The organism is Leucobacter chromiireducens subsp. solipictus (assembly GCF_016758195.1).
Lineage (GTDB): Bacteria > Actinomycetota > Actinomycetes > Actinomycetales > Microbacteriaceae > Leucobacter > Leucobacter solipictus.
This window is the reverse complement of the sequence record NZ_QYAC01000006.1, coordinates 274,776-293,979: the sequence shown is the minus strand read 5'-3', so window position 1 is coordinate 293,979 and position 19,204 is coordinate 274,776. Positions and strand designations below refer to the sequence as shown.

Annotated in this window: 17 protein-coding genes, 1 tRNA gene and 2 pseudogenes; 7 read left to right on the top strand and 13 right to left on the bottom strand. The window is 67.2% G+C overall.

What is annotated here, in order from left to right:
* The first annotated feature begins 13 nt into the window (after positions 1–13).
* A complete protein-coding gene (gene mscL, locus D3230_RS12685; RefSeq protein WP_202345403.1) occupies positions 14–478 on the top strand; it encodes a large conductance mechanosensitive channel protein MscL in 465 nt (154 codons plus the stop codon).
* A gap of 73 nt (positions 479–551) precedes the next feature.
* Here mscL and D3230_RS12680 read toward each other — a convergent pair whose 3' ends face one another.
* Both D3230_RS12680 and D3230_RS12675 read right to left on the bottom strand, forming a co-directional pair.
* A complete protein-coding gene (locus D3230_RS12680) occupies positions 552–1,958 on the bottom strand; it encodes a dipeptidase (RefSeq protein WP_202345402.1) in 1,407 nt (468 codons plus the stop codon).
* A 222-nt stretch (positions 1,959–2,180) separates the two neighbouring features.
* A complete protein-coding gene (locus D3230_RS12675) occupies positions 2,181–2,813 on the bottom strand; it encodes an SOS response-associated peptidase family protein (protein WP_202345401.1) in 633 nt (210 codons plus the stop codon).
* A gap of 228 nt (positions 2,814–3,041) precedes the next feature.
* On the opposite strand from D3230_RS12675, the gene D3230_RS12670 reads away from it, so the two are divergent.
* The 3 genes from D3230_RS12670 (at position 3,042) to D3230_RS12660 (ending at position 6,067) form a co-directional block, all read left to right on the top strand.
* A complete protein-coding gene (locus tag D3230_RS12670; RefSeq protein ID WP_202345400.1) occupies positions 3,042–3,479 on the top strand; it encodes a YdeI/OmpD-associated family protein in 438 nt (145 codons plus the stop codon).
* A gap of 183 nt (positions 3,480–3,662) precedes the next feature.
* Complete coding sequence (locus tag D3230_RS12665) at positions 3,663–5,030, top strand: hemolysin family protein (protein ID WP_202345399.1); 1,368 nt, start codon at positions 3,663–3,665, stop codon at positions 5,028–5,030.
* A complete protein-coding gene (locus D3230_RS12660; RefSeq protein ID WP_202345398.1) occupies positions 5,027–6,067 on the top strand; it encodes a hemolysin family protein in 1,041 nt (346 codons plus the stop codon). Before D3230_RS12665 ends, D3230_RS12660 begins: the two co-directional genes overlap by 4 nt.
* 62 nt (positions 6,068–6,129) lie before the next feature.
* Here D3230_RS12660 and D3230_RS12655 read toward each other — a convergent pair whose 3' ends face one another.
* Positions 6,130–6,978: an ABC transporter ATP-binding protein gene (locus D3230_RS12655; RefSeq protein WP_202345397.1), complete on the bottom strand. Its 849-nt coding sequence runs from the start codon at positions 6,976–6,978 to the stop codon at positions 6,130–6,132.
* Positions 6,975–7,643 (bottom strand): FadR/GntR family transcriptional regulator, encoded by a 669-nt coding sequence (locus D3230_RS12650; protein ID WP_202345396.1) that lies wholly within the window; start codon positions 7,641–7,643, stop codon positions 6,975–6,977. Before D3230_RS12650 ends, D3230_RS12655 begins: the two co-directional genes overlap by 4 nt.
* Before the next feature lie 191 nt (positions 7,644–7,834).
* Between D3230_RS12650 and D3230_RS12645 the strand changes: the two genes are divergently transcribed.
* The gene (locus D3230_RS12645; protein ID WP_202345395.1) at positions 7,835–9,655 is read left to right on the top strand and encodes a 2-isopropylmalate synthase; all 1,821 of its coding nucleotides are present in this window, start codon (positions 7,835–7,837) and stop codon (positions 9,653–9,655) included.
* 299 nt (positions 9,656–9,954) lie between these two features.
* Here D3230_RS12645 and D3230_RS12640 read toward each other — a convergent pair whose 3' ends face one another.
* Together D3230_RS12640 and D3230_RS12635 are read right to left on the bottom strand one after the other, a co-directional pair.
* Positions 9,955–10,311: an META domain-containing protein gene (locus tag D3230_RS12640; RefSeq protein ID WP_202345394.1), complete on the bottom strand. Its 357-nt coding sequence runs from the start codon at positions 10,309–10,311 to the stop codon at positions 9,955–9,957.
* 135 nt (positions 10,312–10,446) lie between these two features.
* Positions 10,447–10,516: transfer RNA gene (locus D3230_RS12635), tRNA-Cys, on the bottom strand.
* 135 nt (positions 10,517–10,651) lie between these two features.
* Here D3230_RS12635 and D3230_RS12630 point away from each other — a divergent pair.
* Both D3230_RS12630 and D3230_RS12625 read left to right on the top strand, forming a co-directional pair.
* Complete coding sequence (locus D3230_RS12630; RefSeq protein WP_202345393.1) at positions 10,652–11,449, top strand: YggS family pyridoxal phosphate-dependent enzyme; 798 nt, start codon at positions 10,652–10,654, stop codon at positions 11,447–11,449.
* 196 nt (positions 11,450–11,645) lie between these two features.
* Complete coding sequence (locus D3230_RS12625; protein ID WP_087014730.1) at positions 11,646–11,915, top strand: GlsB/YeaQ/YmgE family stress response membrane protein; 270 nt, start codon at positions 11,646–11,648, stop codon at positions 11,913–11,915.
* 97 nt (positions 11,916–12,012) lie between these two features.
* Here D3230_RS12625 and D3230_RS12620 read toward each other — a convergent pair whose 3' ends face one another.
* The 7 genes and pseudogenes from D3230_RS12620 to D3230_RS12590 all read right to left on the bottom strand — a co-directional run.
* Entirely contained in the window at positions 12,013–12,417 is a 405-nt protein-coding gene (locus tag D3230_RS12620) for a CPBP family intramembrane glutamic endopeptidase (RefSeq protein ID WP_337249172.1), read from the bottom strand.
* Positions 12,418–12,490: 73 nt separating this feature from the next.
* Positions 12,491–13,646: pseudogene (locus D3230_RS12615) on the bottom strand (IS3 family transposase).
* Between the two features lie 1,009 nt (positions 13,647–14,655).
* A complete protein-coding gene (locus D3230_RS12610) occupies positions 14,656–15,780 on the bottom strand; it encodes a flavin reductase (protein ID WP_237467537.1) in 1,125 nt (374 codons plus the stop codon).
* Between the two features lie 68 nt (positions 15,781–15,848).
* The gene (locus D3230_RS12605; protein WP_202345391.1) at positions 15,849–16,625 is read right to left on the bottom strand and encodes an alpha/beta fold hydrolase; all 777 of its coding nucleotides are present in this window, start codon (positions 16,623–16,625) and stop codon (positions 15,849–15,851) included.
* Between the two features lie 115 nt (positions 16,626–16,740).
* Complete coding sequence (locus D3230_RS12600; RefSeq protein WP_202345390.1) at positions 16,741–17,979, bottom strand: acyl-CoA dehydrogenase family protein; 1,239 nt, start codon at positions 17,977–17,979, stop codon at positions 16,741–16,743.
* Positions 17,976–18,452, bottom strand: coding sequence for a carboxymuconolactone decarboxylase family protein (locus D3230_RS12595; protein WP_202345389.1), 477 nt, complete (start codon positions 18,450–18,452; stop codon positions 17,976–17,978). The genes D3230_RS12600 and D3230_RS12595 overlap by 4 nt, the downstream gene beginning before the upstream one ends.
* A pseudogene (locus tag D3230_RS12590) lies at positions 18,445–19,038 on the bottom strand (fumarylacetoacetate hydrolase family protein); the annotation flags it as partial. The pseudogene D3230_RS12590 and the gene D3230_RS12595, both read right to left, overlap by 8 nt.
* Between the last annotated feature and the right edge of the window lie 166 nt (positions 19,039–19,204).

The window sequence follows — 19,204 nt, the reverse complement described above, 5'->3', positions numbered from 1 at the left end:
GGAGGGAGTACGTATGTTCAAGGGATTCAAGGAGTTTTTGCTCCGCGGCAACGTTGTCGATCTGGCCGTCGCGGTCGTCATTGGCGCGGCGTTCAACGCCGTGGTCCAGAAGGTGGTTGACGCACTGATCAACCCGATCATCGGCATGGTGTTCAAGGCGGACTCGCTGGACGGCGCGCTCGTCGTCGGCCTGCCCGGTGGCGGCTCGCTCGCCTTCGGCGCGCTGATCGGCGCGATCCTGAACTTCCTGATCGTCGCCGCCGTCGTCTACTTCGTGTTCGTGATGCCCATGAACAAACTCCGCGACGCCACCACCAAGTCTGCAGATCCCGAAGCACCCGCGGTGGAAACCGAGCAGGAACTGCTCGTCGAGATCCGCGATCTGCTCCGGGAGCAGGCCGCCGCACGCGCGCCGCACGCGCCCGCTGCCCCCGCCGCACCGGCCTCCTCCGAGGGACCCGGCGCGCACCGCGAGTAGCCCGCCGCCCCACGCACACGGCCCCCGAACCTCACCGGTTCGGGGGCCGTGTGCGTTGCGGCGATCGCGGGTCCTAGAGCTGCCGCGTGTTCAGCCGTGCCAGGAACAGGGCCTCGGTGAGCACCGACTTGCGGAACGACTCGATGTGCAACGACTCGTTCGGGCTGTGCGCGCGGCCGTCCGGATCCTCCACGCCGGTCACCAGGATCTGGGCACCCGGGAACTCCTCGACGAGCTCAGCGATGAACGGGATCGAGCCGCCCACGCCGATGTCCACGGGATCCTTCTCCCACGCGTCCGCCATCGCGCCGCGCACCTCCGACACGGCCCAGCCGCTCGTGTCCACGAGGAACGCCTGACCAAAGTCGGGGTCCTCGAAGCTCAGCTGCGCCCCGAACGGCGCGTTCGCGCGCAGGTGTTCCTGGATCGCGGCGTAGGCCGTCGCGGGATCCTGCCCCGGCGCGATCCGCGCGCTCACCCGCACGCGCACCCCGGGGATCAGGGTGTTCGAGGCGTTCGCGACGTCCGGCGCGTCGATCCCGGTGATCGTGATCGCGGGCTGCGCCCACTGCCGCGAGAGGATCTCGCCGCGCCCGATCGAGGTCACGCCGTCCAGGAGGCCCGCCTCCTCACGCAGCCGGTCTTCCCCGTACTCGGGCAGATCGAGATCCGCCGTGACGAGGCCCGGCACTGCGACCGCGCCATCGGCATCCCACAGGGAGTTCAGCGTCCGGACCGCGGCCAGCATGCCGTCCGGCACCGCCCCGCCGAACATGCCGGAGTGCGAGGCGTGATCCAGTGTGGCCACCCGCAGGTTGAACGCGACCGCCCCGCGCAGGGCGACCGTCAGCGCGGGAGTCTCGGTGTCCCAGTTGCTCGAGTCCGCGACAATGATCGCGTCCGCGGCGAGCAGCTCACGGTTCTCGCGCAGGAAGTTTCCGAAGGACTGCGAGGCCCACTCCTCCTCGCCCTCAATGAAGAGCGCGATCCCGAGGTCCAGGTCGGTGTTCGCCGACTCGGCCGCCGCCGCAAACGCGCGGATCGCGCCCAGGTGGGACATCACGCCGGCCTTGTCATCCGCCGCGCCGCGGCCGTACAGCCGGCCGTGACGCTCCGTCGGCTCGAACGCGGGCGAGTCCCAGTCCTCGTCCTTCCCGGGCGGCTGCACGTCGTGGTGCGCGTAGAGCAGCACCGTCGGCCGGCCATTCTTCGCTTCGCGGCGGGCCACCACGGCGGGCTGCCCCAGCTCATCGGTGTCGCCGATCGGCGCGCGGCGCACATCCACCACGTCGAACACGCCGGATTCGCGCACCAGCGCGGCGATCGCCTCGGCGCTCTGCGCCACGTGTGCGGCGTCGAACGCGGGCCACGACACCGACGGAATCCGCACGAGATCGGCGAGATCTGCCATCGTGCGCGGGAACTGCTCCGCGACGGTCGCGCGGATGCCCGCCTCGAGCGCTGTCTGATCCTGCTCCATGTGTACTGTCCTTCCCCGGGCGCGGGCGGCGCCCCACAAAACCTGTCGATTCAGACTATCGCCGTGAGGTGCGGTGCGGGCAGGCGGGGAGCTCCGGGAACGACCGGGCGGCTCCGGGAACAGCCGGGCGGCTCCGGGAACAGCCGGGCGGCTCCGGGAACGGCCGGGCGGATCAGGCTCAGGCGGCCGGCTCCGGCTCAGGCGGCCAGCTCAGGCTCAGGCTCAGGCGGCCGGCTCGGCGATCACCAGCGCGGCCTCGGCGAGGGGCTCCGACGCGGCGACCATCTCCGCCACGAGGGCCCGATCTCCGGGGCGCTGCGGGTCGAGCCACGCGGCGTGCGATTCGCGGGCCAGGATCAGCGGCATGCGCGGGTGCACGGTCGCGGCTTCCGCCTCCGCGGCACGCGTGACCATCGCGTAGCTCAGCAGCGTGCTCCCGTCGGCCTGGGTGAACGGGGTGACAATCGCGGCGATCCCGAACAGCTCGTCGCCGGGCAGGGCGAAGGTGTGCCCCTTTTCGATGTACCAGTTCGCGGGGATGATCGCCCGGCGCTGCAGTGGGTCCCGCCACTTCGTCGCCAGGGTGTCCTCCCGCGCGTTGAACGCGGAGAACTTCGCGGGTGCCCCGCCGACGTGCAGCCACCACCACGCGAGGTCCACCCTCGGCACCCCGAATCCCGAATGGATCAGGGGGTTCATGTTCCGAGCGTTGCGGCCCGTGATCCGCGCGGTGCTGCGGTGCTGGCGCGCCCACTCGGCAAGCAGGGCACGGCTCTCGGGCTCGTGCATCGGCGGCAGGTCGAAGGTGAGTTCGAGGTCATGCGGGCCGCCGCCCAGCCCATAACTTGCGCACATGACCACACTGTACCCCTCGGGCGGCGCGTGCGCGGGCGCGGCACTCGCGCCCGCGGCGAGGACCCGGGCTCACGAAACCGCAGGAGATTCACGGGAACATGAGGCGATCCCCGAAAAATCTCCTGCGAGTTCGTGAATCTCCTCGGCGTTCGTGAGGCCTGCCGGCGCCGCGGCACCGGGGAGGCCAGGCGCGCGCACGCGCCGCGGTGTGGCTGCTACGCTCCCCACATGACCCTGCACATTCACGCCACGCTTGCGCCGGTCGGTCCCGCCACCGCCCTGGAACTCAGCGACGCCCAGGTGTCCGAGCTCGGCGGCGGGGCTCGCGCGGCGGTGCGCGTGACGGTCGCGGGGCGCACGGCCCGACTCCGACTCGCGCGCATGGGCGGACGCAATCTGATCGGCATCTCGAAAGCGGCCCGCGCTGAGCTGGGCGTCGAGATCGGCGACACGGTCGACGCGGAGGTTGTGCTCGACACCGCCGAACGCGCCGTGGAGGTGCCGCCAGAACTCGCCGCGGCGCTCGACGCCGCGCCGGGCGCGCGAGCCGCGTTCGATGCGCTCTCGGTCACCCGACGCAAGGAGCTTGCGCGCGGCGTCGCGGACGCGAAGCGCCCGGAGACCCGGGAGCGCCGGATCGCGGCGGCCGTGGCCGAACTCGCCTGACGCGGGCGGTGGGATGCCGCCGCTCCACGCGGATCCCGCGGTCACAGCGCCGCACTCCCGGCGAAATCACAGTTCTGCGGGCCGCGCGTTTTTCTAGAATCGAAGCATGGACGATTCTTCTGGTCATAGACCCCGGCTCACCTCGACACGACCGACGGCTTCGGTTCGACTGCGGGGTGAGCATTGAGTTCCGAACTGTGGGGCATCCTCGCGGGCATCATCCTGACGGTGGGAACCGGCTTCTTCGTCGCGTCGGAGTTCGCCCTCGTCAACCTTGACCGATCCGAGCTGGAGCGGCGACGCTCCCGCGGCGAAAAGGGCCTCGGCCCCACGATCTCCGCGCTGCGGGTCACGTCCACCCACCTGTCGAGCGCGCAGCTCGGCATCACGCTGACCACGCTGCTCGCGGGATTCACCTTCGAGCCCGCGATCAGCGCACTGTTGCGCGCACCGCTCGAGAACCTCGGACTTCCCGCGGCGCTCGTGCCCGGGGTCGGAACGATCGTCGCCATCGTGCTCGCCACCCTGTTCTCCATGATCATCGGCGAGCTCATGCCCAAGAACTTCGCGCTCGCCGTGCCGCTCGCGACCGCGAAGTTCGTGGTGCCCTTCCAGCTGGCCTTCACCTTCGTGTTCAAGCCGGTGATCCTCTTCTTCAACGGCACCGCGAACCGCGTGATCCGCTCCTTCGGCATCGAGCCGAAGGAGGAGCTGTCCGCTGCCCGCAGCGCGGAGGAGCTCGGCTACCTGATCCGGCGCTCCGCGACCGAGGGCTCGCTCGACCTCGACGACGCGAGCATGCTCGAGCGCACGCTGCGGTTCTCGACCCACACCGCGGACGCCGTGATGACGCCACGCGTCGACGTCGTCACCCTTCCCGGAACCGCCACCGCGGACGACGTGATCGCGGCCGCCCAGCGCACGGGGCACTCACGCTTCCCCGTACTCGGGAGCGGAATCGACGATGTCATCGGCATCGCGCACCTGAAGACCGCCTACGGGATCGACGCCGAGCGGCGCGCCGACACCCCGGTCACCTCGCTCACCACGGCCCCGCTCCGCGTCCCGGAGACGGCGGGCGTGGGCGGCCTGCTCGGCACGCTCCGCGGGCGCGGCTACCAGATCGCAGTCGTCGTCGATGAGCACGGGGGCACCGCCGGCATCGTCACCCTGGAGGACCTTGTGGAGGAGCTTCTCGGCGAGCTCCTCGACGAGCACGACGATCCCGCGGAGTACGCCACTGACGTCGTCGTGGCCGCGGATTCCGTGTTGTTCAGCGCCGCGCTCCGACCCGACGAACTCCTGGCCCGCGCCGAGGTTCGGGTCCCCGAGAGTCCCGAGTACGAGACCGTGGCCGGCTTCGTGCTGCACTCCCTCGGACGCGTCCCCGAACTCGGCGAAGAGGTCCCCGTAGATCACGGTCGGCTCCGGATCGAGCGCCTGGACGGTGCCCGGATCGAGCAGCTCCGCTACCTGCCGGATCCCCCGGACCCCGCCGCACTCGACACCACGACGACCAGCACCACCGATGCCCAGGAGCACACCCGATGAGCGAGTACATTCCCGGCCTGGTCTGGCTGTTCGTGCTGCTCGCGGTGAACGCCTTTTTCGTGGGGGCCGAGTTCGCGGTGATCTCCGCGCGCCGCTCTCAGATTGAGCCGCGCGCCGCGGCGGGGAGTCGCGCCGCGAAAACCACCCTCTGGGCGATGGAGCACGCGACCCTCATGCTCGCGACCAGCCAGCTCGGCATCACGGTGTGCTCGCTGCTCATCCTGAACGTGTCGGAGCCCTCGATCAAACACCTCCTTGAGGTGCCGCTTGCCTGGACGGGGCTCACCCCCGGCATGGTCACGGGCGTGGCGTTCACGATCGCTCTGATCCTCGTGACGTTCCTGCACGTCGTGTTCGGCGAGATGATCCCGAAGAACATGGCGTTCTCGGTGCCGGATCGGGCCGCCCTGCTCCTGGCCCCGCCCCTCGTGTTCGTGTCGCGCATCGTGAGCCCCCTGATCCGCTCCCTGAACTGGGCGGCGAATGGGATCCTGCGCCTCTTCCGGGTGCAGCCGAAGAACGAGGCCACGAGCGCGTTCACCCTGGACGAGGTCGCGAACATTGTGGCGCAGTCCACGAGCGAGGGCACGCTCGTGGACGACTCGGGCACGGTGTCCGCCGCGTTCGAGTTCACCGAGAAGACCGTCGCGGATGTCGAGCTGCCGCTCGCCTCCCTCGTGCTGCTCCCCCACGGTGCCACGCCGCGGGACGTGCAGCGCGCGGTCGCGGGGCACGGCTTTTCCCGCTTCGTGGTCGCGGACGCGGCGGGCACGCCCACCCGCTATGTGCATCTCAAGGATGTGCTGGGGCTGAACACGGCCGCGGACCGGGACCGCCCGATCCCGGCTGAGCTGCTGCGGCCGCTCGGTGTCGTCGCCCAGCACGCGGAACTCGAGGACGCGCTCGCCGAGCTCCGCGCGCACGGCAGCCACCTCGCGCGCGTGACCGACGCGCAGGGGGACACGAGCGGCGTGCTCTTCCTGGAAGACATCGTCGAGGAACTCATCGGCGAGGTCGAGGACGCGACGCGCCGGTAACGCGGAGCGGGGCCGGTAGCGCGGAGCGGGGACAGAGCAGGGCCGCGCCCGGCGCGGGCCCCCTACCCGGCGAGGGCCGGGCTGGGGGTGCGCTCGGCGCGGGCGGCCCAGCGTCCGTCCGCCTTCGTGACCCGGATCGGGTGCTCGAAGGCGCGGGTGATGACCTCGGTGGTCACCACGTCGTCCACGGCCCCGGCCGCGACGACCGCCCCGTGCGAGATCGCGATCGCGTGGGTCGTGGTTTCGGGGAGTTCTTCGAGGTGGTGCGTCACGAGGATCGTGGTGAGCTCGGGCTGACGCACCGCGAGTGCGTCGACGGTCTCGAGGAACTGCTCGCGTGAGGCAACGTCGAGGCCCGTCGTGGGTTCGTCAAGGAGCAGCAGACGCGGCTCGGAGACGAGGGCGCGTGCGATCAACGCCCGGCCGCGCTCCCCCTGCGACATGGTCGGCCAGCGCGCGTCTCGGCGGTGCGCGAGGCCGACGGTCTCGATCACGGCGTCCGCCCGCGCGATGTCGTCGGGGGTCGGGGCCCAGCGCATGGGGAGCTCGATCGTCGCGGTGAGACCCGTCAGCACGACCTCCAGGACCGTCAGTGGGGAGGACAGCGGGTGGCGCGGATTCACGTGCCCGATCTCGTGTCGCAGGGCCTGCAGATCAACCCGGCCGAGCCGCTGGCCCAGCACGCGCACGGTGCCCGAGCTCGGGTGGGTCTGCGCCCCGCAGAACCCCAGAATCGTGCTCTTGCCCGCGCCGTTGGGGCCCAGCAGGGCCCAGCGCTCCCCCGCGCGCACCGTGAGGCTCACGCCGCTCAGAATGTCGGTCCCGTTGCGGCGGAACACCACGTCCTCGAGCTCGATCACCGGGGCGGGGAGGGTGCGGGCGTCCGTCGGGACGGGGGCGAGCTGGGTCATGCGAGGTTCTCTTTCAGGGATCGGAGGTGGTCGCGGCTCAGGGCGGCCGCGCGCCCGGTGTCGCGCGCGGCGACGGCGTCGGCCAGATCGACGTGGGCATCGTGGTCGGCGTCGCTCCCGAAGGTCACACGGATGCGAAGCATCTCGATCATGGCCTGGCGCACGCGCGGCGTGAACCCGTCGAAGAGTTCGAGCAGGATCGGGTTGTGCGCGGCCGCGACGATGCTGCGGTGGAACGCGGTGTCGGCGTCGACGTGGTCGCCCAGGTCGCTGCGGTGCACGGCGCGGTGTGCGAGGGCGCGCCGGATCGTGCGCAGATCGGCGGGCGTGCGACGTTCCGCGGCGAGCGCGGCGGCCTCCGTTTCGATGGCGGCACGCGCCTCGATCACCGACACGATGTCCGCGCGGAGCAGCACGGCGTCCCAGTCCTCGCGCGCGTCGAGCGCGGTCACGAACACGCCGGCTCCCTGGCGCGAGGCGAGCACCCCGCGCCCGGCAAGTTGCCGTATCGCCTCGCGAACCGTGGAGCGCCCCACGCCGAGTTGCGGGGCGAGCGTGGTCTCCCCCGGGAGCTTTTCGCCGAGCTGCCACTCCCCCGCGCGCACGCGTTCGAGCAGCAGTTCGGCGGCTTGATCCGCAAGGGGGGCTCGGCGCAGCTGCGTCATGGCGACTCCTTCGGTGGGCAGATATTCAGACCACACTCTACCACTCCTCAACTTGTCTGAGGAGTTGTGCTACCGTAGCTCACATGCCACTGCGCACCCTCCTCCTTCTCCGCCACGACGGGGCCTGACCGACCGGCTCCCCGTCGTGGAGTCTGACGTGCCGGTCCCCACCCGCACGAAGGAGCACCCGCATGACGCACCCCACACCTCTCGCCACCCGATCCGGCACCACAGGAGCCAGCGCCGCCAGCACCCCGTTCCCCAGCATCCGCACGCCGGCCGGCCCCGTCCCGCCGCACGCGCCGCACTGGAACCGGCAGCGCCACTCGGCCATGCCGTCACACCGCTACCGCGACGCGTACTCCCGCGTCGAGATCCCACTCACCGAGCGCGCCTGGCCGAGCGCCAGGCTGAGCGAGGCGCCGCTCTGGGTTCCCGTGGATCTCCGCGACGGCAATCAGGCCCTCGCCGAACCGATGGATCCCGCGCGCAAGCGCCGCTTCTTCGAACTGATGGTCGCCATGGGCTACACCGAGATCGAGGTCGGCTACCCCTCCGCGTCGCAGACCGACTACGACTTTGTGCGACTCATCGCCGACACCGACATCGCACCCGAGCACGTCACCATCGTCGTGTTCACGCCCGCGCGCCGCGACCTCATCGAGCGCACCGTGGAGTCGATCCGCGGGATCCGGAACCCCGTGGTGATCCACATGTACACCGCGACCGCGCCCACGTGGCGCGACACGGTGCTCGGGAAGGATCGCGCCGCGCTCACCGAGCTCATCCTCTCCGGCGGGCGCGACGTGCTCCACTACGCCGGCGATCTGCCGAACGTTCGCTTCGAGTTCTCCCCCGAGGTGTTCAACCTCACCGAGCCCGACTACGCACTCGAGGTGTGCGACGCGATGACCTCGCTCTGGGACGCGACGCCGGATCGCCCCGTGATCCTGAACCTTCCCGCCACCGTCGAGATCGCCACCCCCAACGTGTACGCCGACCAAATCGAGTACATGCACCGCAATCTCGCGCGGCGGGACAGCGTGATCCTGTCCGTGCACCCGCACAATGACCGCGGCACGGGAATCGCGTGCGCGGAACTCGCCGTCCTCGCGGGAGCGCAGCGCGTGGAAGGGTGCATCTTCGGCAACGGGGAGCGCACGGGCAACGTCGACATCGCGACGCTCGCCTTGAACCTGCACGCGCAGGGCATCGACCCGATGATCGACTTCTCGGATATCGACGAGATCCGGCGCACCGTGGAACACGCGAACCGGATCGAGATCCACCCCCGCCACCCCTACGTCGGGGACCTCGTGCACACGGCGTTCAGCGGGACGCACCAGGACGCGATCAAGAAGGGCTTCGCCGAACATCGCGAACGCGCGGCGGCCACCGGGGTTGCCGAGGACGCGCTCGAGTGGCGGGTCCCCTACCTGCCGATCGACCCGGCAGACCTGGGCCGCAACTACGACGCCGTGATCCGCGTGAACTCGCAGTCCGGGAAGGGTGGCATCGCGTACCTGCTCGAAACCGCGTACGGGATCGAGCTGCCGCGCCGCTTCCAGATCGAGCTGGCCCGGCGCGTGCAGGCGCACACCGACGCGCACGGCACCGAGGTGGACGCGGCCGCGCTGTGGGAAATCTTTGAGCGGGAGTTCCTGGCGACCGGCACCACCGGGTCGCGGGTCATGCTCGACGCCCACGAGTCCGGCGACTCCGCCACGGGCGCCCACACGCGCGTCACGCTCTCCGTCGACGGGGTGGCGAGCACGCACGAGACGCACGCGGACGGCCCGGTCGCGGCCCTCGTGGCGGCGCTCGGGGACCGCGGGATCGCGCTCGAGGTGCTCGGCCTCCACCAGACCAGCGTGGGCGCGGGCGCGGAGAGTGCGGCACTGACGCTGATCGAGTACCGCACCGCGGGCGGGACCGGTTGGGCCGCGGGAACGTCCCCCTCGGTGCTCGGGGCGAGCCTCGCGGCGGTGATCCGCGCAGCACACGCGGCGTAGACCCCCGGTGGGGTGTGCGAACGTGTTGTCCACGCACCCCGCCCGGCCGCGCCCATGCCCGCCGCCCGCGGCGCGTTTCGCACCCACCAACGCCTCGGAGATCCACGAAAGCCTCGGAGATTCACGAAAACCTCGGAGATTTTCGCCCGATCCGGCGCAAGCGCGCAGGATCTCCTGTGGGTTCGTGACCGCGGCAGCCGGGCGCGACGCCGCGGTGCCCTGCCGCCCTGCCGCACTGCCGCCCTGCGCGGCAGCGCGGCAGCACGGCGGCGCGGCAGCGGGGTACGCGCCGATTCGAGCTATTGCCGGGTGAGCGTCCCGACTTCTTTCCCGTCGGCGTCGAGGACGGTCAGGGTGTCGCCCGACACGGTTGCGCTCCCCGCGGTGGACAGCCAGGTGTCCACGTCCTCGCAGAACTTGCGCGTGCTCGCGAACTGCCCGAACTCGAGGGTGTCATCGGCGATCTCGGCCTTGCCCATGAGGCGATTGCAGCCGTCGGTTCCCGAGAACTCGCCGTCCTCGGCGATCTCCAGCTGGGGTGCCTCGCTGCCGGAGCCGGTCCAGGTGCCGACAAAACTGGCGCTCGAGGCGCACCCCGTGAGGGCGAACAGCGCGGCCGCGGCAAGGGTGGCGGTGATGATCTTCGTACGACGCATGGGAGCCCCATCTCTCTGCATGATCCTGCCGATCCGGCAGTTCTTGCAGTGTAGCGAGCGCGGGCATGCGCGCGAACGCACACCACCGGATCGCTCGCGAGCTGCGCGTCACCGCACCGAAATTGCAGTATCCAGAGGTGGGTGCAGGAGTCGAACCTGCATACACGGCCTTGCGGGCCGCAACCTGCCATTCGGTCACCCCACCGTGGCTGCCGAGCAGCCCGAAGCGCGAAGGCTTCGTCGCCAGGCTAGGCCAGTCCGAGGGCCCGGGTCAAACCCGACCGCGGCCGTCCGTGGCGGGATCTGGCGCCCCTGGCCAGACACTGATAGTGTTTGACCTATGACAAACGAGCTTGACGCCGAGCTTCCGGTGCACGACTTCCCGACCGCGACCTCCGTGACCGAGTTCGTGCAGAACATCGCCGAGGTGCGCGGCCGCATCGCCGCGGCCGCCGAGCGGGTGGGGCGCAACCCCCATGAGGTTCGCTTGCTGCCCGTGAGTAAGACCGTGCCCGAGGATCGCGTGCGCCTCGCCGTGCAGGCAGGCTGCCGCGAGCTCGGCGAAAACAAGGTCCAGGAGGCGAAGCGGAAGTCCACGAACCTCGCGGATCTCGGCGTGGCCTGGTCCGTGATCGGCCACCTTCAGACCAATAAGGCCCGCGACGTGGCCGCGTTCGCTTCCGAGTTCCAGGCACTCGATAACCTGCGCGCCGCTGCCGCCCTCGACCGGAGACTGCAGGCCGCCGGCCGATCCCTGGACGTGTTTGTGCAGGTCAATACCTCGGCTGAACCCCAGAAGTACGGCCTCGCGCCCGAAGACACCGAGGCGTTCTTGCGCGAGCTGCCCCAATTCTCCTCCCTGCGCGTCCGCGGCCTGATGACGCTCGCAATCTTCAGCAGCGATGTGCCTCGCGTCCGCGAGTGCTTCGTGCGGCTACGCACCCTCCGCGATCGCCTCCGCGAGACCGATCCTGATCTCCTCGGCGACGCGGGGCTCTCCATGGGCATGTCCGGCGACTACGAGGTCGCCATCGAGGAGGGCGCGACCTGCGTGCGCGTGGGCCAGGCGATCTTCGGGAAACGGCAGACGCCCGACTCCGAGTACTGGCCGGAGATGGCAACCGAGGATCACGCGTAGCGCGGCACCGGATCCGAGCGATGCGCCGACAATCCGACGATCCCACGATCCCACGATCCGACGGGTATCTTTCAGGTCGCCGCTCCATATCGAATCGGCACCACTCGGCGCAAGCCCTAGCGAGGTGTCGTGATCAGGACTAATCTCGTCACCACACCGGGTGGATTTCGCTCGGACGGAAGAAAGGGGCTGGACCATGGGTTTCTTCGCATTTCTGATTCTCGGACTGATCGCGGGTGCAATCGCGAAAGCGATCCTCCCCGGCGAGCACGGCGGCGGCTGGTTCGTCACGATGCTGCTCGGCGTCGTCGGCGCGATGCTCGGCGGCTGGCTCGGCGGCATGCTCTTCAACGCCGACCTCGGCTCGTTCTGGTCGCTGTCGTCGTGGCTGCTGGCCATCGGCGGTTCGATCATCGTCCTCCTGCTCTACGGCCTGATCACGGGCGGTAAGAAGCGGGCGAACTAGCGCACAGCACAGCGCAGTCCAGAGCGGGGGCCAGCCCATGGGGGTGGCCCCCGCTCTGCTGTCTGCGTCCTGGAGACCGCACGGACGGGGCCCGATCTTAGGCAGCGCGGCGCTCGCCGATCGGGAGCTCCGGTTCCACATGACCCCGAATGAAGCAGAGCAGGATCAACCCTGTGCCGATCACGAAGAAGTTTCCCAGACCGGCGACGATCTCAAGCCCGCCGTCCCGCGGGAAGCTGGCCATCAGCGCCGTCGACGGATCGGTCGCAGCGTGCAGCAGGATCGGCCACACCAGGTTTCCAGTGACGCGCAGCGTCAGGTACATCAGGATCCCGAACGCGAAGGTGTAGACCAGTTGGATGACGGTAGTGAGCACTCCCTGGCCGTTCAGCAGGTTGCCCGCGTGCAACGCTGAGAAGATCGCGGCGGACACCGTGGCTACCGCGATTTCGCGGTAGCCGGCACGACGGAGCAGCTGAACCACGAATCCACGCGTCAACACTTCGGGTCTGATGCACGTTTAGGTGACAGTTTGACCTGACCTACAGTTTGGTTTCCAGTCCCGGTCGCTAGCTTCAGGCGGATGTCAACTGCTTTGAGAGAGCGAGATCGAAGTCCGTGGGCGTTCGATAACCCAACGACGAATGCCTTCGTCTGCGATTGGTGAACACCTCGATGTACTCGAATATCGCATTCGCGAGCTCAATCCGCGTTCTCCATTTCTTCCGGTTCAGCAACTCAATCTGCATCGATGACCAGAACGATTCCATCATCGCGTTATCAAGGGCATCACCGACGGTTCCGAACGACGGCAGAAGCCCTGCAGAGCGGACCTTCTGGGTGAACGCCCACGAGGTGAACTGGACTCCATGGTCAGCGTGGACGATGCCACCAGGGGCAGGTTCTCGCGCGCGAAGCGCCATGTCGAGGGCATTCACCACGAGCGTTGAATCTTGCTTGGAATCGATCGCCCATCCCACCATCTTCCGGCTACACGCGTCAAGTACGGCCGCGCAAAACACTTTTCCTTCCCGTGTGGGATGCTCCGTGATATCCGTCACCCAGAGCTCGTCCGGCGACAGCCGGTGGAACTTGCGATGCACGAGATCATCAGCAGTAGCCACCACTTTCAGTCGCTTCACCCGAGTCGGGCCCGGAAGCCCGTACATCGCGCCCCGAGTCATCAGTACTGAGATCAGTCGACTCGAACACGGGATCTCCATCCCAATGGTGAGCTCAGCATGAATGCGCCGGTAGCCGTACGTTCCGCGGGAGGCCGTGTGAATTTCACGAATCAGACCCGTGAGCTACTGCCTCCGCAATTGCGTGGCGCTCGTGGGACGTTTCCGGTATCTGTAATAGCCCTGCCTGGAGACACCCAAGAGTCGGCAGCAGGTCTCCACGGGTGCCCCGGTGTCGACGAGACGATCGATCACCGGGTGCGCCCTTTGGGTCAACGCGTTCCTCCTCGGAGAGCCATTTCGATGCCAGTTTCACGATCTCAAGCTCCTGCTCGAGCTGTCTGATTCGGCGTCGTGCTGCTCGCAACTCAGCGTCTCCGCTGCTAGATCTACCAGGTCTGCGGCCACAATCTATATCGTCTTGACGGAGCCAGGAATGCAGCGTGACCTCGTGGATGCCAAGGTCTGCAGCGGTTTGCGTGACCTGTCGGCCCTCGCGGACGAGCGCGTTTGCGCGTGCACGGAACTCTGGTGGATACGGGCGTGGCATGCTGGTGAGCCTTTCATGAAGGCCATCGACTAGCTCCCCCGAGTGGAAACCAAACTGTAGGTCAGGTCAGAATGTCACCTAAACGTGCATCAGACCCGCCAATGAGTTCTACGTCATAGTGCAGGGGGTCCTTTCCACAGGCCATCACCTGCCAAACTATCGAGGTTTCTGACACGATCCAAGCGACACACATACCCGTCGAGCTCAGCACAGGCAGCGCAACGGGAGGTTCGGGACCTTTTTCCGAATGATGGCCGAGCCGCTGTGTTCTTTCCGTGAGAGGACTCACTGTTCCTCTGACTCTTGAGTGAGGCAGAGCCGCATAAGAGGACTGATCTTCGCCGCTTCCCCTCGGGTGCGCTGCAGGCTCAGCTGTTCACCTCTTCCACCCTCGCAGGAGCCGGAGCGGGGTCTGTCGCAAATAACGGGACCGCGGATCGTATCTCTTCTGAGCCGTCCTCGCTTCACGGAGCCTTATGAAGGGCGGCGGGCAGCCGGGCCGGGAGTTCTGTAGGTCGCTAAGAAGGGCATCGAGCATGTCGACGTACGGCGGTGCGCAAGCAGCACTTCGTACACCTGACTCCCATTGCTTCCAGGTCTGCTTCGTGATCAGTCCCACCGCACGCAGGTCCGCTTGGTCCTCACAGAGCTCCATGTATTTCCACAGGACAGTCTGCACTTCTGGAGCGCGAAGAACCTCTTGATTCGCTTCCGGATTCCAGAGAGCGAGTTTCTGCCCTGAAGTAAGCCCGTCGAAAACGGCCCAGTATCTCTGGACGTAGATGTCTTCAAACTCATGCTTCCGAATTTTCTGGGTGGTTCTCAGTTGTTTGATGGCCCATAGTGCAGCAACACTCGCCAAAACAAGAGTGAGCGCTCCGCTGTAGTCATTCAGCCATTCCCAAATCTGTTGCCATTGGTTTTTCACAGGTCTCACACTAGGTCACTGCCGCGGATGACGACGACAACCCCGACGTGTCGCTGACCTCACGCCCTCGTTTGAGGTCCCTCACCCGCCCAACATCGCCGAACAAGCACCGGCGCACCTGAGCACGGCTGCGACAAACGCACTCCGCTCAGCTCGTGTGACCGGGCGGGCGGGCCCCCAAAGTGTGAGCCCATAGGCAAGGCCACCATCAAGACCGTAGACCGGCACAGCTATAGAGCGCAGTTCGATGGCGTCGGCCCCAAGGCGACCTTCCGCGCTTCCCACCGGGTTGTAGGCGTCGTCGAAGTCGCGCAGCTCAAGCAGGTGCTCGGCTCGACGAACGGGGTCACGCTTTGCGAGTTGCTGCGCCGCGGTCACGATCTGCGCGTGCGCGTCATGCCCGTAGGAGATTACGTAGCCGCGGGCGCGCACCGCGTCGAGCACAGCGGCATTTTGCTCCCGGGTGTTTCCAGTGGTGATGTCCGCATCGAGCCAGCGGTGGCGCAACGCATCCGAACCAAAGGCTGCCTCGAGCGAGCCAAACGGCGCGGCAAACGGGAGCCGCTGTCCCACCCGGACGCGCAGCGCGTTGGGGCCGGCCTGAACTGCCGAGGCCACGACCACGGTCTCATCCCCGTCGAGCGCGTTGATCGTGACCTCGCAGCCCGTCGCTGCGGCGAGCGCGTCCATTTCTGGTCGGAGTAGGTCGACCTCGGCCAGACGCGCACGGAAGTCGTGATCCCTCGCGGTGCGGGATGCAGACGCGAATCGGCCGAAACTGCCGCGGAAGAACACGAGCGGGTGGGCGGCGCTCACCTGTTGCGCGTGCGTGACCCGCCCTACCACAAAGTCATGGTCGCCGATCGGAAGGATCTGCTCAACAGTACAGTCAATGTGCGCGATCGCGCCATGGATCGCGGGGCTCCCATTGTGGCTCTCTGAGTGAGGAATGCCGTGGAGTCCTGGTGCGCCGCCCGACGTCAGCGCGCGACACAGCGCTTCCTGATGGTCGCTCACGATGTTGACGCAGAACCGCGTCAAGGTGGGTTTCGTCGTTTGCCAAGTGCGGGACGAGTGCATGGCGAGGAATCCCACCAGTTCCGGCTCATCTGACACACGGAGAAAGGTACCCACCACATGCCCACGCGGCACACCCGCAGGATCCCGGCTCGCGATGACGGTAACACCCGTGGGGAACTGCGCCATCACTTGGCGCAGAGAAGCGTTCATTGCGGTGCCGAGAGCTGTGGCTGCAGGGACACCCGCTGCCAACCTCACCAGTGATCCGCGCTATCTCGAAGGAAGAACTCCTGCGCAATGGCACCCACCTGTAACGGAGCTTCATCGAGCACGTAGTGCCCGGCTCCGGCAATCGAGGCTACACGCCAGTCGGTCAGAAGATCACCGAATTCTGCTGTGACCGATTGCTCCGTGATAGAGGGGTCGCGTGTCCCGACCACAGCAAGCGTCGGGACACCGCAACCTGCCACGACCTCTCGATGATCATCCCCCACCCAGGACCGCAGATAGGAGCGCATCACCTCAGCCTTAGCACGCTCCCCCGCCTCCGCCGCAAGTCGTTCAACCCAGTGCTCCGGTCCCTGCTCACCAAGTGAAGCGGAGATCACCGCGCGCCTGCTCGCTGAGTCGTTTGCGGCCCTGTCAAAAGTACGCCACACCTCCGGCGGAAACACCTCTGCTCCGAGAGGCACCGGTGCCAGTGCCAAGACTCGCTCGACCGTGGCCGGAGCTGTCGCGGCTGCGAGGAGCGCAGCCTTTCCTCCCATCGAATGCCCCACGAGGCTGAAGCTGCTCCAACCCAGGTTCCACCCTACGTCGAGCGCATCGGACGCCATTTCCGCGATCGAGTAGTCTCCGACGACCCCACGCGAGGGCCCAATCCCGCGAAGCGCTGGCCAGGCACACTCCACCCGCCCAGGATCCAGTGCCTCCTCCAATCGATCATACGAGCGCTCGTCCCCGAACCACCCGTGGATGCCGACGATCTTCCGCGGTCCGTGGCCGTACCGCCGCACGTAAATGTCTTGCATCGTTCTCTCCGTGTTCTCCGCACGCTCCATTGCGCGCGGGATCGGAGGATCCGGACCTCGGGCGGTCCGGATCCTCGTGCCTCAGATAGCCGGGCGGTCACCGCCCACTCCATCTCTAGATAAACGGGGTCAACCCCGCATGGTCACGGTCAAGCAGAAGCTGAGCGTGGACGTCTGCGGGCACCTCCGGCGACACCAGCCCGTGCCGTAGACCGACCGCGAAGTCCCGCCAGACTCGTTGGAACGGATTGCTCTCCATGAATCCGCTCGCCCCCTGCACGAACATCAGCTGGTTGACCCCCTCGTTCAGGAGGCCGAGCGCGGTTCCGAGGTCGACGCGCAACTGGGCGCGCTCGGCGACGCTGAGCTCCTCCCGCGCTTCTGCGGCGGCAACAATTCGATCGGTCCACCCAATCACCGTCATCCGCCCTGTAGAGATCAGGCTCGAGGCGCGGGAGACCCGCATCTGCATGGCTGGCGAGTCGCGCAGATCCGTGTAACTGCTATATGAAATTCGCTTGTTCCCTTTCGTGATGCGCTCCAAGGTCAGCTCGAGCGCAGCTTGCGCCAAGCCGAGCAGCGGAGCGGCCACGACGATGAGCACCTGCACGGCAAACGCCTGCCGGAAACTCGGATTGGCGTCTTGGTTTCCCAAGCCGTTAAAACGGAGCAATTCGGTCAGCGGCATCGCCCGATGATCCGGCACGAACACGTCTTCGGCAATTACGGTGTTGCTCCCACTGCCGCGCATCCCGGCGGCGTACCATGTGTCCTCAACGCGTAGCTCAGACATCGGGATCAAGACGAGACCGGACTCGGTGCCTCCGGCACCGTCATCTAGGGGTGCGGCGTTGAGCGCCCAGTCCGCATACAGACTTCCCGAGGCGAAGCCCCACGTCGCCGACACCCGGAATCCGCCCTCCACTTTTGTCGTGGTGGCTGTAGGCGCAAGGACCGCAATGGCCCGGGCATCGGGGTTCCCGCTGAACACCTCGAGCTGCGCCTCGCGCGGGAACTGCGCAATGATCGACGCGTTGTTGTTCCCAAGGAACGCGATCCAGGCCATAGAACCGTCGCCGCGCCCGAGTTCTGCAACCACGTCCATGTAGGTTCGGAGGTTTCCCTCATATCCCCCGAACTCGGCTGGCGCGCACACTCGGAAAAGGCCAGCCTCGGTCACCTCGGCAATGAGTTCCTCCGACACAGTGCGGCGCGCGTCGGATTCGGCACCGGCAGCCCGCAATTGCTCGACAAGCCCGGCAGCCCGCGCCACAAGCTCGGTCCGAAGGGCATACTGGTCGATCCTGTCGTGTGCGGGTGGCAATGCGGGGTCGGATCCTGTTGCTGCATTCATGAGTGGTCTCCTGTGCTCTCAGTGGATGATGTTGGTGATTCGGTGTCGGACTCTTGCCGGTGCAGGGCGCGAACCTCCCCCGCAATGCGGAACGCCTCAACCCCGGCTGGGATCCCGGCGTAGACCGCGAGATGGATCAGGGTGTCCTGCAATTCCTCGTCGCTGACCCCGTTGCGGAGTGCCCCGGCGACATGCAGCCGGAACTCGTCGCTGCGACCTAGGGTGCCGATGATGGCGAGGTTCAGCAGGCTCTTATCGCGTCGGCTGAGTGCGGTACGCCCCCAGGACGCGCCCCAGCAATACTCGCTGACGAGATCTTGAAACTCACGTCCGAAATCTCCTGCGCGGTCGTAGGCCCGGGCCACATACTCCTCCCCCACGACCGCTTTCCGGATCCGGAGGCCTCGCTGCATGGGGCTTTCAGCCGTCTCCTCGACGCCACAGGCACCGTCGCTCCGAACGCGCTCAGTCATGAGGTACCTCCGCGACGACAGGGTTCTGCAGTACTCCAAGGCCGTCGATTTCTACCTCGACAAGATCGCCAGGCCTCAGGAACTCCGCTGGGGTACGTTTGAACCCAACACCTGCGGGGGTCCCCGTCGGAATGATGTCCCCGGGTTCGAGCTCCACGAACTCAGAGATGTGGGCGATGAGCGTGGGGATATCGAAGATCATTTCCCCTGTGTTTCCCCGCTGTTTCACGACCCCGTTCACGGTCGTCGTGATCTCCAGGGCGTGGGGGTCGAGCCCTTCGTCGACGAGAGACACCGTAGGGCCGACCGGCCCGCTCGCTTGGAAGTTCTTTCCTGCTGTGTACTGAGTCACGCGGAACTGGAAATCGCGTACCGAGACGTCGTTGAAGATCGTGAGACCAGCAACGTGGGTCATCGCATCACTGGCGGCGATGTGTCGACCCCCCGTGCCGATCACGAGCGCGAGCTCCCCCTCCCAGTCCACTTGCTCCGAAACTGTGGGCACGATGATCGACTCCCCGTCGGCGATCTGAGTGTTCGCGAACCGCGGGAACAGGATCGGGATTTCGGGGATGGGAAGGCCTGCTTCTTTCGCGTGCTACTGTAGTTCCGGGCAACGCAGATTATCTTTGGAGGGTTGGGGATCGGGACGAGCGTGGTCGTCGCCGCGACCGGGACGACCACACCGGACTGTCTCGCCAGATCAACGGACATTCCCTCCGCATACGCCACGGCCTGCTCGATATCCTGGA

Excerpts from the sequence above, each read along its gene's own strand:
- D3230_RS12605 (WP_202345391.1), bottom strand. The coding sequence starts at position 16,625 with ATGCAAGACATTTACGTGCGGCGGTACGGCCACGGACCGCGGAAGATC.
- D3230_RS12680 (WP_202345402.1), bottom strand. The coding sequence starts at position 1,958 with ATGGAGCAGGATCAGACAGCGCTCGAGGCGGGCATCCGCGCGACCGTC.
- D3230_RS12675 (WP_202345401.1), bottom strand. The coding sequence starts at position 2,813 with ATGTGCGCAAGTTATGGGCTGGGCGGCGGCCCGCATGACCTCGAACTC.
- mscL (WP_202345403.1), top strand. The coding sequence starts at position 14 with ATGTTCAAGGGATTCAAGGAGTTTTTGCTCCGCGGCAACGTTGTCGAT.
- D3230_RS12610 (WP_237467537.1), bottom strand. The coding sequence starts at position 15,780 with ATGGCGCAGTTCCCCACGGGTGTTACCGTCATCGCGAGCCGGGATCCT.
- D3230_RS12625 (WP_087014730.1), top strand. The coding sequence starts at position 11,646 with ATGGGTTTCTTCGCATTTCTGATTCTCGGACTGATCGCGGGTGCAATC.
- D3230_RS12645 (WP_202345395.1), top strand. The coding sequence starts at position 7,835 with ATGACGCACCCCACACCTCTCGCCACCCGATCCGGCACCACAGGAGCC.
- D3230_RS12640 (WP_202345394.1), bottom strand. The coding sequence starts at position 10,311 with ATGCGTCGTACGAAGATCATCACCGCCACCCTTGCCGCGGCCGCGCTG.
- D3230_RS12595 (WP_202345389.1), bottom strand. The coding sequence starts at position 18,452 with ATGACTGAGCGCGTTCGGAGCGACGGTGCCTGTGGCGTCGAGGAGACG.
- D3230_RS12600 (WP_202345390.1), bottom strand. The coding sequence starts at position 17,979 with ATGAATGCAGCAACAGGATCCGACCCCGCATTGCCACCCGCACACGAC.
- D3230_RS12660 (WP_202345398.1), top strand. The coding sequence starts at position 5,027 with ATGAGCGAGTACATTCCCGGCCTGGTCTGGCTGTTCGTGCTGCTCGCG.
- D3230_RS12650 (WP_202345396.1), bottom strand. The coding sequence starts at position 7,643 with ATGACGCAGCTGCGCCGAGCCCCCCTTGCGGATCAAGCCGCCGAACTG.
- D3230_RS12655 (WP_202345397.1), bottom strand. The coding sequence starts at position 6,978 with ATGACCCAGCTCGCCCCCGTCCCGACGGACGCCCGCACCCTCCCCGCC.
- D3230_RS12630 (WP_202345393.1), top strand. The coding sequence starts at position 10,652 with ATGACAAACGAGCTTGACGCCGAGCTTCCGGTGCACGACTTCCCGACC.
- D3230_RS12670 (WP_202345400.1), top strand. The coding sequence starts at position 3,042 with ATGACCCTGCACATTCACGCCACGCTTGCGCCGGTCGGTCCCGCCACC.